The sequence below is a fragment of the Streptomyces spinoverrucosus genome, from assembly GCF_015712165.1.
Classification (GTDB): domain Bacteria; phylum Actinomycetota; class Actinomycetes; order Streptomycetales; family Streptomycetaceae; genus Streptomyces; species Streptomyces spinoverrucosus_A.
This window is the reverse complement of record NZ_JADPZX010000001.1, coordinates 4766423-4779338: the sequence shown is the minus strand read 5'-3', so window position 1 is coordinate 4779338 and position 12916 is coordinate 4766423. Positions and strand designations below refer to the sequence as shown.

General features: G+C 72.3%; 12 protein-coding genes and 1 pseudogene. 9 read left to right on the top strand and 4 right to left on the bottom strand.

Annotated elements, in window-relative coordinates:
* Positions 1 to 30 precede the first annotated feature (30 nt).
* Positions 31 to 708 carry a maleylpyruvate isomerase family mycothiol-dependent enzyme gene (locus tag I2W78_RS21730; protein WP_196461937.1) on the bottom strand — a complete coding sequence of 226 codons (678 nt, stop codon included), beginning with the start codon at positions 706 to 708 and terminating at the stop codon, positions 31 to 33.
* Positions 709 to 737: 29 nt separating this feature from the next.
* Between I2W78_RS21730 and I2W78_RS21725 the strand changes: the two genes are divergently transcribed.
* A complete protein-coding gene (locus I2W78_RS21725; protein ID WP_196461936.1) occupies positions 738 to 1379 on the top strand; it encodes an HD domain-containing protein in 642 nt (213 codons plus the stop codon).
* Positions 1380 to 1402: 23 nt separating this feature from the next.
* On the opposite strand, the gene I2W78_RS21720 is transcribed toward I2W78_RS21725, so the two are convergent.
* Together I2W78_RS21720 and I2W78_RS21715 are read right to left on the bottom strand one after the other, a co-directional pair.
* Positions 1403 to 1663, bottom strand: coding sequence for a DUF4031 domain-containing protein (locus I2W78_RS21720; protein WP_196464666.1), 261 nt, complete (start codon positions 1661 to 1663; stop codon positions 1403 to 1405).
* Positions 1660 to 2043: a hypothetical protein gene (locus I2W78_RS21715; protein ID WP_196461935.1), complete on the bottom strand. Its 384-nt coding sequence runs from the start codon at positions 2041 to 2043 to the stop codon at positions 1660 to 1662. The genes I2W78_RS21720 and I2W78_RS21715 overlap by 4 nt, the downstream gene beginning before the upstream one ends.
* Positions 2044 to 2098: 55 nt before the next feature.
* On the opposite strand from I2W78_RS21715, the gene I2W78_RS21710 reads away from it, so the two are divergent.
* The 8 genes and pseudogenes from I2W78_RS21710 (at position 2099) to I2W78_RS21675 (ending at position 11389) form a co-directional block, all read left to right on the top strand.
* Positions 2099 to 3031 carry a MurR/RpiR family transcriptional regulator gene (locus tag I2W78_RS21710; protein ID WP_196461934.1) on the top strand — a complete coding sequence of 311 codons (933 nt, stop codon included), beginning with the start codon at positions 2099 to 2101 and terminating at the stop codon, positions 3029 to 3031.
* Positions 3032 to 3168: 137 nt separating this feature from the next.
* The gene (gene murQ, locus I2W78_RS21705) at positions 3169 to 4104 is read left to right on the top strand and encodes an N-acetylmuramic acid 6-phosphate etherase (RefSeq protein WP_196461933.1); all 936 of its coding nucleotides are present in this window, start codon (positions 3169 to 3171) and stop codon (positions 4102 to 4104) included.
* Positions 4105 to 4120: 16 nt separating this feature from the next.
* Positions 4121 to 4201: pseudogene (locus tag I2W78_RS41860) on the top strand (hypothetical protein); the annotation flags it as partial.
* A 258-nt stretch (positions 4202 to 4459) separates the two neighbouring features.
* A complete protein-coding gene (locus tag I2W78_RS40630; protein ID WP_445330156.1) occupies positions 4460 to 5962 on the top strand; it encodes a PTS transporter subunit EIIC in 1503 nt (500 codons plus the stop codon).
* A 303-nt stretch (positions 5963 to 6265) separates the two neighbouring features.
* Entirely contained in the window at positions 6266 to 7915 is a 1650-nt protein-coding gene (locus I2W78_RS21690; RefSeq protein ID WP_196461932.1) for an ABC-F family ATP-binding cassette domain-containing protein, read from the top strand.
* A gap of 340 nt (positions 7916 to 8255) precedes the next feature.
* On the top strand, positions 8256 to 9866 hold the full coding sequence (locus tag I2W78_RS21685; protein ID WP_196461931.1) for a flavin monoamine oxidase family protein: 1611 nt from the start codon (positions 8256 to 8258) through the stop codon (positions 9864 to 9866).
* A complete protein-coding gene (locus I2W78_RS21680; protein ID WP_196461930.1) occupies positions 9863 to 10507 on the top strand; it encodes a Rid family hydrolase in 645 nt (214 codons plus the stop codon). Before I2W78_RS21685 ends, I2W78_RS21680 begins: the two co-directional genes overlap by 4 nt.
* A 312-nt stretch (positions 10508 to 10819) precedes the next feature.
* Positions 10820 to 11389, top strand: coding sequence for a hypothetical protein (locus I2W78_RS21675; protein ID WP_196461929.1), 570 nt, complete (start codon positions 10820 to 10822; stop codon positions 11387 to 11389).
* 10 nt (positions 11390 to 11399) lie between these two features.
* On the opposite strand, the gene I2W78_RS21670 is transcribed toward I2W78_RS21675, so the two are convergent.
* Positions 11400 to 12881, bottom strand: a complete 1482-nt coding sequence (locus I2W78_RS21670) for an MFS transporter (RefSeq protein WP_196461928.1) — start codon at positions 12879 to 12881, stop codon at positions 11400 to 11402.
* Positions 12882 to 12916 lie beyond the last annotated feature (35 nt).

Here is a 12916-nt window from a genome sequence, read left to right as displayed (position 1 = left end):
CACAGGCACAGGCACTCGCACCGGCACCGCTCAGCCGAAGATGTTCAGCTCCCCCACCCCCGCCCCCGCCAGCTCGAACGCCGCCGCGTCCACCGACCGCCCCGCGTACAGCCGTACGAGCGTCGGGGCGTCCCCGATGTACCGCCCCGGCGTCCGTTCCCCGTTCGTGTCCCCGAACCTCAGCGGCTCGTCGGCGTCGTCGAGGTCGGCGTGCAGCGGCACATGCCCCCGCTCGCGCGTGATCCGGACCAGCAGATCGAGCGCGTACGGCAGCCCCTTCCCCGCGTACGCCCCGGGCGCCCCCAGCGCCTCACGCACATCCCCCGCATGCACCCACTCCCCGAGCGCCAGCCCGTCCAGCGCGCCGCCCGCCTCGGCGATCACCGGGCCCGCCTCGGTCATGCCGCGCTCCAGCTCGTCGACGACCCGCGCGTTCGTCCAGTCGGCGCGCTCGGCGATGTCCCGCTCGTTCGACTCGGGCGAGAACACGCCCTCCTCGAAACGCCCCTCGACCGCCCGCACGAGCGCGGACGAACAGTGCGCCAGCACATCCCGCACCGTCCACCCCGGACACGCGTCCGTCGGCGTCGCGAAGTCCCCGTCGGTCCGCCCTCGCAACCAGGGGATCAGCTGATCCCGCTCCACCACCAGCAACCGCCCCGGCAGCTCCGGGTCCCGTACCTCGCCGTGCACGTCAGCAGAAGTCATGCGTCCAAGCTAGGGCCAGAATTGGGGACATGCCCGACCCCAACACCCTCCGCGCCCGCTTCGTGCGCACGCTGGAAGCCGCCCGTGCTCCCGAGGGCGGCCCCGATCCGGCGCCGTACGCCGACAACCTGCTCGCCCGCTGGCAGGAGCCGCAGCGCCACTACCACACGGCGACCCACCTGACCGCGGTCCTCGACCACATCGACGTGCTGGAGAAGTACGCCGACGACGCCGATCTCGTCCGCCTCGCCGCCTGGTTCCACGACGCGGTCTACCTCCCCGACCGCTCCGAGAACGAGGAACGCTCGGCCCGGCTCGCCGAACGCGCGCTCCCCGAGGCCGGTGTGTCCGCCGCGAAGACCGCCGAGGTCGCCCGACTGGTCCGGCTCACCGCCGGCCACGCCCCGGCCGACGACGACCGCAACGGCCAGGTCCTGTGCGACGCCGACCTCGCGATCCTCGCCTCGCCGCCGTCGGCGTACGCCGCCTACACGGCCGCCGTCCGCGAGGAGTACGGCTTCGTCCCGTCCGACGCCTTCCGCGCGGGCCGTTCCGCCGTCCTGCGCGACCTGCTCGCCCTGCCCCACCTGTTCCGCACCCCGTACGGCGCCGAGCACTGGGAGGCGACGGCCCGCTACAACATCACCTCGGAGCTGGATCTGCTGTCCTGACCGCTCGCCGCAGGCGCGGGGACCTACCGCCCCTTCGGCCTGCGCAACCCCGCCTCCTGCAACAGCCGCACCACTTCCCGGCTGCTGACCTCCACCGCGCCGGCGGCGACCGCGTCGGCGTAACGATGGGACGGGATGTCGTAGTGGTCGCGCTCGAAGGCGCGCCGGGGGACGCCCAACTCCTCGGCGAACTTGTGGAGTTCGTCGTACGAGACATCGCTGACGAGGTGCGACCACATACGTCCGTGGCCGGGCCAGGTCGGCGGGTCGATGTAGACGGTCACGACGGCGGCGGCCCGCCCGAACACGACCCCAGGGAGCCGACCGCCGCGACCTTCACGCCGGCCTTGGCGCACACCCAGTGCGGGTCGGGTCCGAGTTCCGGTTCGACGTCCAGGGCGTGCGGGTCGCCGGAGCCGCAGACGGGGCACAGGGGCCAGCGGCCGTAGCGCTCCAGCAGGGCGTCCTGTACGTCCTGGGCGACCAGCCCGGCGACGTACTCCACGCCGTCCGGCCACTGTTCCACCCACCAGCGCCGCTGAACGACGGACTCCTCGACCAGCGAGACGACGTCCGCCTCGGCGACCTGGCCCGCGACGAGGTCGGCGAGCACCAGGGCGCGGGCAGCGTGCAACGCCTGCTCCAGGGGGCTGATGGGGTCCATGACCCTATTGTGCGCACTCTTGACCACAACGCCGAGCCGAAAATATCTTTCAACGGTGACCCGTGACGTGAAGGAAACTTTCGGCAGCGGCGGGGGATCCCGCTCGACTCCCCCCGCGCCCGCCGCCCTCGCCGCCAAGGTGCGCACGCTCGCCCCGTCCATGACCCGCTCCATGCAGCGCGTCGCCGAGGCGGTGGCGAGTGACCCGGCCAGCTGCGCGGCCCTCACGGTCACCGGCCTCGCCGAGCTCACCGGCACCAGCGAGGCGACCGTCGTGCGCACCGCCCGCCTGCTGGGCTACCCCGGCTACCGCGACCTGCGTCTCGCCCTCGCCGGCCTGGCCGCCCAGCAGCAGTCCGGGCGCGCCCCCGCCATAACGACCGACATCGCGGTCGACGACCCGATCGCCGACGTCGTCGCCAAACTCGCCTACGACGAACAGCAGACCCTCGCCGACACGGCGGCCGGACTGGACACCGCGCAACTCGGCGCGGCGGTCACCGCGCTCGCCGCCGCCCGCCGCACCGACGTGTACGGCATCGGCGCGTCCGGACTGGTCGCGCAGGACCTGACGCAGAAGCTGCTGCGCATAGGCCTCATAGCCCACGCGCACAGCGATCCCCACCTGGCCGTCACCAATGCCGTGCAACTGCGGGCGGGGGATGTCGCCATCGCGATCACGCACTCCGGGTCGACGGTGGACGTCATCGAACCGCTGCGGGTCGCCTTCGAACACGGGGCCACGACGGTGGCGATCACCGGCCGTCCGGACGGACCCGTCGCGCAGTACGCCGACCACGTACTGACGACGTCCACGGCACGGGAGAGTGAGCTGCGGCCCGCGGCGATGTCGTCCCGGACCAGTCAGTTGCTGGTGGTGGACTGCCTGTTCGTAGGGGTGGCGCAGCGGACGTACGAGACGGCGGCGCCGGCGCTGTCCGCGTCGTACGAGGCGTTGGCTCATCGGCATCGGGGTGGGCCCCGGTAGGCCGTTGGGCTTGATGCCGTGGTTTGTCTGCATGCCGTCTGTGGCTGGTCGCGCCCACGCGGCGAAGCCGCACATTGACACAGCCCCGCGCCTCTGTTCGGCGTGACCTGAACCCGTACTGAAGAGAGCCACTTCTCATGACCTCCATGTCAGACCCCCGTGCAGTGCAAGCCCAGCTGGAGTCTCTGACCACCGAGGCGTTCCGCCCGGAGCTGTCGGAGATCGACCGGCTGCCCACCCTGGAGATCGCGCGGCTGATGAACGGCGAGGACGCCCTCGTGCCCGCCGCCGTGGCCGAGCGGCTGCCGCAGATCGCCGCGGCGATCGACGACATCGCCGCCCGTATGGCCCACGGCGGCCGCCTCGTCTACGCCGGTGCCGGTACCGCGGGCCGCCTCGGTGTGCTGGACGCCTCCGAGTGCCCGCCCACCTTCAACACCGACCCGACCCGCGTCGTCGGCCTGATCGCCGGCGGCCCCGAGGCCATGGTCACCTCGGTCGAGGGCGCCGAGGACTCCGGTGACCTGGCCCGGCGGGACCTGGACGCGCTGAAGCTGACCCCCGACGACACGGTGGTCGGCGTCTCCGCCTCCGGCCGCACCCCGTACGCCGTCGCCGCCGTCGAGCACGCCCGCGCGCGCGGCGCCCTGACCGTCGGCCTGGCCTGCAACGCGCACAGCGCCCTCGCGGCCGCCGCCGACCACGGCATCGAGATCGTCGTCGGCCCCGAACTGCTCACCGGCTCCACCCGCCTGAAGGCCGGCACGGCCCAGAAGCTGGTCCTCAACATGCTCTCGACGATCACGATGATCCGGCTGGGCAAGACGTACGGCAACCTCATGGTCGACGTACGCGCCTCGAACGAGAAGCTGCGCGCCCGGTCCCGCCGTATCGTCGCCCTGGCCACGGGCGCGTCGGACGAGGAGATCGAGCGGGCCCTCGTCGCCACCGACGGCGAGGTCAAGGCGGCCATCCTGACGATCGTCGGCGGGGTGGACGGCGGGACGGCCGCCCGCCTTCTGGAGGAGTCCGGCGGCCATCTGCGCGCGGCGCTCGGGGCGGCGGCCCGCTGACCCGCACCCTCGGGTCATGCGCACTGACCCTGCCGAAGTCGCCGCCGCGATCCTGTCGAGTGTCGGCGGCCCCGCGAACGTCACCTCCGTCGCCCACTGCATGACCCGCCTCCGCCTGGCCCTGGCCGACCCGGCCCGGGTGGCGGAGGAGGCGCTGCGGAGGGTGCCGGGCGTGCTGGGGGTGGTCGTGGACGGCGACTCGTACCAGATCGTGCTCGGGCCGGGGGCGGTGGCGCGGGTGACGGCGGAGTTCGAGACGCTGCGGGAGCGGTGGACGGAGGCGCAACGAGCCGCGCCCGGCGAAACACTGCCGGGCCGGTCGACGGCCAAGCAACAGGCGGACCCCGGCAAGGCGCTGCGGGATCGATCGACGGCAGAACAACAGCAGGACCCCGCCGAGACACCGCTGGGCCGATCGACGGCGGAACAACAGCCGGAGCCGGGCAGGGCGCTGCTGGGCCGGTCGGCGGCAGAACAACAGCCGGACCCCGCCGAGACACCGCTGGGCCGGTCGGCGGCGGAACAACAGCCGGAGCCGGGCAGGGCGCTGCTGGGCCGGTCGGCGGCGGAACAACAGGCGGAGCCCGCCGAGACACCGCTGGGCCGGTCGGCGGCGGAACAACAGGCGGAGCCGGGCAGGGCGCTGCGGGATCGATCGACGGCGGAACAACAGCCGAACCCCGCCGAGACACCGCTGGGCCGGTCGGCGGCGGAACAACTTGCCCGCCGAGGGGAGGCGTTGCGGGAGGACCGGCGGCGGCGCAACGCGACCCCGGTGAAGCTGGCGCTGCGGCGCGTGGCGAACATCTTCGTTCCGCTCATCCCCGCCCTGATCGGCTGCGGGGCCCTCGCGGGCGTCAACGGCCTGCTGGTCAACGCCCGTTGGCTACCCGGCGTGACGCCCGCCCTCAGCGCCATCGCCTCCGCCTTCATGGCCCTGATCGCGGTGTTCGTCGGGCACAACACGGCGAAGGAGTTCGGCGGCACACCGATCCTCGGCGGCGCGGTCGCGGCGATCGTCGTCTACCCGGGGGTGGCGAAGGTGACGGCGTTCGGTGTGGCCCTGTCCCCCGGCCAGGGCGGGGTGCTGGGCGCGCTGGCGGCGGCCCTGCTGGGGACGTACATCGAGAAGTGGTGCCGCGGCCGGATCCCGCAGACCCTGGACGTCCTCCTCACCCCGACCCTGACGGTCCTGCTGGCCGGCCTGGCGACCCTGTACGGCCTCATGTACGCGGCCGGGGCTCTCTCGACGGCGATCGGCACCGCCGCGAACTGGCTCCTCACCACGACCGGAGCCCTCGCCGGCCTGATCCTGGGCGGCCTGTTCCTCCCCCTCGTCATGCTCGGCCTGCACCAGGCCCTGATCCCCATCCACGCCACCCTCATCGAACAACAGGGCCACACCGTCCTGCTGCCCATCCTCGCCATGGCGGGCGCGGGCCAGGTGGGCGCGGCGGTCGCGGTGTACGTCCGGCTGCGCCACGACACCTCCATCCGTACGACCATCAGGTCCGCGCTCCCCGCCGGGCTGCTGGGGGTGGGAGAGCCGTTGATCTACGGCGTCTCCCTCCCCCTCGGCCGCCCGTTCCTCACCGCCTGCGTGGGCGGCGCGGCGGGCGGCGCCTTCGTCGGCGTGTTCGCGATGCTCGGCGACACGGTGGGCGCGACGGCGATCGGCCCGTCGGGGTGGGCACTGTTTCCGCTGCTGGCGGGGAGCGGGGGGATGGGGATGGCGCTGGCGGTCTATGCGGGTGGGTTGGTCACGGGGTATGTGGTCGGGTTCCTGACGACGTATGTGGTGGGGCTGCGGGCCGACACCCGCCCTCGCGAGGGGGTCGACGCCGCGCTCCGCGCCTGAGGGCGGGCGGCCCTCGTTGGTCCGCGCGATGGGCTGTTACCGTGGAAACGTGAGACACGGCGTTTACTGCATCTTCCTGTTCGTCTGACGGGCCCCACCGGCCCCGCTCCTCCCCTCGTGGTCGAGGCAGCGGGAGCCGTGGCGTTGTCCGAGGCCGCCCCGTGAGCCGGGTGGCTGTTCGTCAGACCGAAGGCCGCTCTCCCCTTCCCCCTTCCGGAATGTCCCTTTCTGGGCCTCTTCCGGCTTTCTTCGGGTTTCTTCCGGACTGGGGTGAAGTGTGCCTTCTTCATGGAGGAAGAAAGCATGACCGCCACCACTCTGCCTGCCCGCGAACGGGCCCAGCTGACCTGCGCCGGTATCCGCGTCGACCGCGGTGGCCGCACCGTCCTGTCCGGCGTCGAGATGAACGTCTCGCCGCGCTCCCGCTGGGGCATCGTCGGCGAGAACGGCCGCGGCAAGTCGACCCTGCTGCACGTCCTGGCCGGCACCCTGGCCCCGGACGAGGGCACAGTGCACCGCGTCGGAACGCTCGCCCTGGCCGAGCAGGAGATGCCGACGGCGGACCGGCGCACCGTCGGCGACGTCATCGACGAGCACCTCGGGGACGCCCGCGCGGCGCTGAAGCGCCTGGACGCCGCCGCGGCGGCCCTCGCCGAGGAGCGGCCCGGCGCCGAGCAGGAGTACGCCGACGCCCTCGAAACGGCGCAGGCGCTGGAGGCCTGGGACGCCGATCGCCGGGTCGACGTCGCCCTGGAAGGGCTCGGCGCGGTCAGTGACCGCACCCGCCCGCTCGCCACGTTGTCGGTGGGCCAGCGATACCGGGTGCGCCTCGCCTGCCTGTTGGGGGCCGAGTACGACTTCCTGCTCCTCGACGAGCCGACCAACCACCTCGACCTCGCGGGCCTCGAATACCTCACCGCCAGGCTGCGGGCCCACGCGGGCGGCGTCGTCGTGGTCAGCCACGACCGGGCACTGCTGTCGGACGTGGCCACGACCCTGCTCGACCTCGATCCCACCCACGACGGCACCCCGCGCGTCTACGGCGGCGGCTACGCCGGCTACCGGGAGGGACGCGAGGCCGAGCGGAGCCAATGGGAGGCCCAGTACGAGCAGCAGCAGGCCGAACACGTCCGCCTCCAACAGGCACTGTCCGAGGCACAGAACCGCCTGATCACCGGCTGGCGCCCGGACAAGGGCACCGGCAAGCACCAGCGCGCCACCCGTGCCGGCGCCCTGGCCCGCTCCGTCCACCGCCGTCAGGAAGACCTGGAACGGCACAAAGTCACCGCGCCCGTACCTCCGATGCGCTTCTCCATGCCGGAGCTGCCCGCCCGGCCCGGCGCCGTGCTGCTGCACGCCGAGGAGGTGACCGTCGCGGCGCGGCTGCGCCGGCCGACCACCCTGTCCCTGAAGTCCGGGGACAAACTGACGGTCACCGGACCGAACGGCGCGGGCAAGTCCACGCTGCTGGCCGTGCTGGCCGGGCGGCTCGACCCGGCCACGGGCGAGGTCCGCCGGGCACGCAAGGCGCGGGTACGCCTGCTGGGGCAGGAGTCGCCCGAGGGCACGAACCGGCGGGCGCGAGACGTCTACAACACGCACATCGCGAGCCTGGTCACCGCCGGGGTCCTGAAGGAGAGCGAGACCGTGGGGCTGACGGCGCTGGGCCTGCTCACCTGGCGTGACGCCAACAAGGCCGTGGCCGAGCTGTCCATGGGCCAGCAACGCCGCCTCGACCTGGCCTGCGCCCTCGCCGCCCGCCCACACGTCCTGCTGCTGGACGAGCCCACCAACCACCTGTCCATCGCGCTGGTCGACGAACTCACCGACGCGCTCCGGGCGACCGGTGCCGCCGTCGTCGTAGCCACGCACGACCGCCAGATGCAACGCGACCTCCGCCACTGGCCCCAGGTCGCGCTGTCCCCGGCCGAACTGACGCGGATCGCACGGTGAACCCGAACCCGACCCACAGCTTCCCGACCGGAAAGGCCGACGTCCCATGCCCGACGACGACTACCGCGCCGTGGCGCTGCCCGCCTGGCGACGTCGGCCGGGTCCAGCGCGTACTCCGGGACGTTCGTCGTCGCCGTCGCCTCACCGCGGACACCGGCCGGGGTCTGGCTGACATTCTCATGCCACGGATACGTCACTGGCATGGCGTCGTAACTCCCCTGTCGGAGGCTCCTGCAGCACCTCCGGTCTCAGCAGCAACTCACCCCCCACGTGACCGGGTTGATCGGACATCGCGTCCAGGCCGTCCCGTCGGACCGCGGGCGCGGGTGAGGAGGAGTGGATGGCTGCGGAGAGATCCACGGCATCACGGCGTGACTTCCTGCGCAACGTCGGCGTCGCGGGCGGCGCGGGAGTGCTCTACTCGGCGATGGGCGCGCTGGGGCTCGCGCCGGTGCCGGACGTACGGGCCTCGGAGTACCGGGCACCGCGCGAGAGCGACTTCGCGCTCAGCGGGCGCAGTGCCAAGAAGGTCCTGGTGCTCGGTGGCGGCATAGCCGGCCTGGCCACCGCCTACGAACTCGGCAAGGCAGGCTACGACTGCCGGATACTGGAAGCGAAGGACCGCCCAGGGGGCCGTAACTGGACGGTCCGCGGCGGCACTTCGCTGACCGACCTGGACGGCCGCGAACAGACCGCGTCCTTTTCCAAGGGCCAGTACATGAACGCCGGGCCCGCCCGGCTGCCCCAGTCGCACGTCACGCTCGAGTACTGCCGAGAACTCGGCGTCCCCCTCGAGGTGTTCACCAACCAGAACGCCAACGCGTACATCTACCACGAGAACAGCGCCGCCCTCGCCGGGCAGCCGATCCGCTGGCGCACCGCGAAGGCCGACGTCTACGGATACGTCTCCGAACTCCTCGCCAAGGCCACCGACCAGGGCGCCCTGGACGCGGAGCTCACCGCCGCCGACAAGGAACGGCTGATCGCCTTCCTGCAGAACTTCGGCGCCATCAAGGGCAAGGCGGACGGCTACGCCTACACCGGCACCGACCGGCGCGGCTACTCCGTCGAGCCGGGCGCCGCCTTCGAGGAGGGCACGGTGCTGGGGCCGGTGCCCTCGCTGTCCGACGTCATCGCGAGCGGCGTCGGACAGCGCTTCTCCTTCGAACTCGGCTACGACCAGGCCATGCTCATGTTCCAGCCGGTGGGCGGCATGGACGCCATCCCGTACGCCCTGGCCGAGGCGATCGGCCGGGACCGGATCACGTACGGCGCGGAGGTGCTGGAGGTCAGGAACCTGCCGGACGGCGCCGAGGTCACCTACAAGGACACCCGGGGCCGTACCCGCACCCGGCACGCCGACTTCGTCGTCGCCGCCCTGCCGCCCATGGTCATGGCCCGCATCAAGCACAACCTCGGCGCCGACATCACCGCCGCGCTCAAGTACCCGGTCGCCACACCCGTCGGCAAGATCGGCCTGGAGTACCGCAGCCGCTGGTGGGAGACCGACGAGCACATCTACGGCGGGATCACGCCCACCGACACGGACCTGGCCACCATCTGGTACCCGTCGTACGGCTACCACGGCCGCCGCGGCACCCTCATCGGCTACTACAACTTCGGCGCGAACGCCCTCGCCTACAGCGCACTTCCGCACAAGGAGCGCCTCGCACGGGCGGTGAGCCGCGGTGTGAAGATCCACGGCGAGAAGTACCGCACGGAACTCGCCCACTCCTTCAGCGTGGCCTGGCACCGCACCCCGTACATCGAGGGCGGCTGGGTGGGCTGGACCTCGCAGAACGGCCCTGAGTACAAGCTCCTCAACCAGCCGGCCGGACACGTGTACTTCGCCGGGGACTGGCTCAGCCACGTCATCGCCTGGCAGCACGGCGCGTTCACCTCGGCCCGCAAGGTCGTGACCGACATCCACGAGAGGGTGATGTCCGTATGAACCGGCGTACGAAGACTGTCATCGGTACGGCCCTGACCGCCGCGCTCCTCACGGGCGGCACCGCACTCGCCGACGCCCGCGGGTGGTGGCAGCCCGGCCCGAGGGACGTACGCGTCATGCTGCCCGAAGGCCAGTCCAACCCGGCCATCGCGAACGGCGTGGCGACGGGCGGGGAGGTGGCCGTCTACCAGGCCAGCGGTCTCGGACCCTCCGCGCTCAACCCCTCGGCGCCGGACGGAACCCCGGAGCGCTACACCGACCCGTCCCTCACCGAGGGCGCCACCGGCGTCACGATCACCGAGGCGCAGGCCCTCGTCGTACTGCGCAACATCAGGACCAACCTGGAGGCCGCGGGGCTCACCCCCGCCGACGTCATCACCATGAAGGCGTATCTGGCCAACCCGCCGGGCGCGGAGACCGCCGACTACGCGGGCTGGAACCGCGCGTACCGGCAGTACTTCGCCAACATCGATCTGAAGACGCGCGAGGTCGTGCCGGTACCCATGGGTACCTCACCCGCCAAGGCTCCGCTGCTCGCCAACAAGGCCCGCCCGGCCCGTGTGTCGGTGGAGGTCGCCTCGCTGCCCGTCGCGGGCTGGCTGGTCGAGGTCGAGGTCACCGCGGCGTACAAGAAACGCTGACCGGTGACGCCCGGCTGAGAAACGTACGGGGCGGGGTCCGGCGCTCCGCCCCGTGCACAGCCCCGTCGGCCCGCTCAACGGGCCCGCCCGCCGCCATTACGAACGGCCCGCCGTCGCCGAGCCTGGTGGGCAATTGCTGGACCGCCGCAACCGGTGCCGCCGACACCGTGCCGACGCTGCCACCGCGAGGAGGTGGCGTTCGTGGCGCATACGGCCGCGTGAGTCGCCGTGGGGCTCCTGATCGCGTTCGTCCACCATTGCTCCGTACCATCGCAAGGCCCCTCGGCACTCAGGAAGGACCGGCGACCGATCATGAACCACGCCCAGCTCACCGCCCTGGGACGCGCCCTTCGGCTGCTCGGCGAGCATGGTGAGGCCCTCACCGCCGACACCCCGGACGCCCGGCTGCACGAGGTCAAGGCCGATCTGCGGCGTGCGCTCGATCTGCTGGAGGAGAGCGTGACCAGCGCCGCGCCCAGCACCCGCTGCGCGGAGCATCCGACAGGTCCCGTCGACGAGAGCGCGCCCGACCTGTGTCTGCTGTGCGAGACCCGGCGCCGCGCCGCCCGGCGTGCCGAGTACAACGGGCCGGCCGCGCCCGCCCAGCCCACCGAGTCCGCGCCCTCCCGGTACGGCGTGCGCGGTGACCGGCCACAGCCCCAGCAGCGGTGGCTGCCGGAGCTGTGGAACGGGCAGGACTGGCAGTTGTGCGGCACCCCGCGCCGGGACCGACGGGAGGCCGAGCTGTATCTGGCGGCCCAGCGACGCGGTTCGCGGCCCGCGATGGCGTATCGGCTCGTGCACGAGTTCACCGACTACGAGGTGCTTCGAGTGTGGGGTACGCCGGTGCGGGTCGACATCGAGCCGATGGGGAATCTGTGAGCGGCTGCCGCTACGCCTTCGCGGATGCCGGGATCGGCTCGGGCTCCGCCGGGAGTGCCGACCCGGGCGCCTGACCGGCGGCGTTCTGGCGCGGCAGGAACGACGCCACCACGAAGGCGAGCAGCGCGGCGCCCGCGCCCACCGCCAGGACCGTACGGAAGCCGTCCTGCGAGGGCAGCGAGAAAGCGCCGAACCGCGTCGTCAGCTGGGCCAGGATCACGCCCGCCACCGCGCTCGCCACCGACGTACCGATGGAACGCATCAGCGTGTTGAGGCTGTTCGCCGCGGCCGTCTCCGACGCGGGTACGGCGCTCATGATGAGCGCGGGCATCGAGCCGTACGTGAAGCCGACGCCGGCGCCGATGACGCAGGAGACCAGGACGAAGTGCCAGACCTGGTCCATCAGCATGATGTTCAGCGCGTAGCCCGCCGCGACGATCAGGGCGCCGATCATCAGGGTGACCTTGGGACCCTTCGCCTTGGAGACCGCCGCGGACACCGGTGCCGTGGCCATCATGACCAGGCCGGACGGGGCCATGACCAGGCCCGCCGCGAGCATCGACTGGCCGAGGCCGTAGCCCGTCTCCGACGGCAGTTGCAGCATCTGCGGGATCACCAGGGACATCGCGAACATCGCGAAGCCGACGGCCACCGAGGCGAGGTTGGTGACCAGGACCTGGCGGCGGGCCGTGGCGCGCAGGTCCACCAGCGGCTGCCCGACGCGCAGTTCCCACCAGCCCCAGACGAGCAGGACCACGACGGCCACGCCGAACAGGCCGAGCGTGGTGCCGCTGGTCCAGCCCCAGTCGGCGCCCTTGGAGATGCCGAGCAGCAGGCAGACCAGGCCGGCCGCCATGCCGACGCCGCCGACCAGGTCGAAGCGGCCGCCGGTGCGCACCTGCGACTCGGGCACCAGGGTGAGGACCAGAACACCGGCTACGACGCCCAGAGCGGCCGAGGTCCAGAACAGGACGTGCCAGTCGAAGTTGTCGGCGATCAGCGCGGCGGCGGGCAGGCCGAGGGCGCCGCCGACGCCGAGGGACGCGCTCATCAGGGCGGTGGCGGAGCCGAGGCGCTCGGCGGGGAGTTCGTCGCGCATGATGCTGATGCCGAGCGGGATCACGCCCGCCGCCAGGCCCTGGAGTACCCGGCCGACGATCATCGGGGTGAGCGAGTCGCTGAGGGCGGCCGTGACCGAGCCCGCCACCAGCATCACCACGCTGACCAGCAGCATCCGGCGCTTGCCGTACATGTCGCCGAGCCGGCCCATGACGGGCGTGGCGACGGCGGCGGCGAGCAGCGTGGCCGTGACGGCCCAGGCGGTGTTGGACGAGGAGGCGTTCAGCAGCCGGGGCAGCTCCGGGACGATCGGGATGACCAGGGTCTGCATCAGGGATACGACGATCCCCGCGAAGGCCAGCACCGCCACCACGGCGTTCGACCTCGGCGGGGCTGATCCTGCCGAGGCGGGTCGGGCAGGGGTGTCGGACATGGGTGGCCTCCGTCGCATGAGCAAGTGCTTGACTC

Excerpts from the sequence above, each read along its gene's own strand:
- I2W78_RS21675 (WP_196461929.1), top strand. The coding sequence starts at position 10,820 with ATGAACCACGCCCAGCTCACCGCCCTGGGACGCGCCCTTCGGCTGCTC.
- I2W78_RS21685 (WP_196461931.1), top strand. The coding sequence starts at position 8,256 with ATGGCTGCGGAGAGATCCACGGCATCACGGCGTGACTTCCTGCGCAAC.
- I2W78_RS21690 (WP_196461932.1), top strand. The coding sequence starts at position 6,266 with ATGACCGCCACCACTCTGCCTGCCCGCGAACGGGCCCAGCTGACCTGC.
- I2W78_RS21680 (WP_196461930.1), top strand. The coding sequence starts at position 9,863 with ATGAACCGGCGTACGAAGACTGTCATCGGTACGGCCCTGACCGCCGCG.
- I2W78_RS21730 (WP_196461937.1), bottom strand. The coding sequence starts at position 708 with ATGACTTCTGCTGACGTGCACGGCGAGGTACGGGACCCGGAGCTGCCG.
- I2W78_RS21670 (WP_196461928.1), bottom strand. The coding sequence starts at position 12,881 with ATGTCCGACACCCCTGCCCGACCCGCCTCGGCAGGATCAGCCCCGCCG.
- murQ (WP_196461933.1), top strand. The coding sequence starts at position 3,169 with ATGACCTCCATGTCAGACCCCCGTGCAGTGCAAGCCCAGCTGGAGTCT.
- I2W78_RS21725 (WP_196461936.1), top strand. The coding sequence starts at position 738 with ATGCCCGACCCCAACACCCTCCGCGCCCGCTTCGTGCGCACGCTGGAA.
- I2W78_RS21715 (WP_196461935.1), bottom strand. The coding sequence starts at position 2,043 with ATGGACCCCATCAGCCCCCTGGAGCAGGCGTTGCACGCTGCCCGCGCC.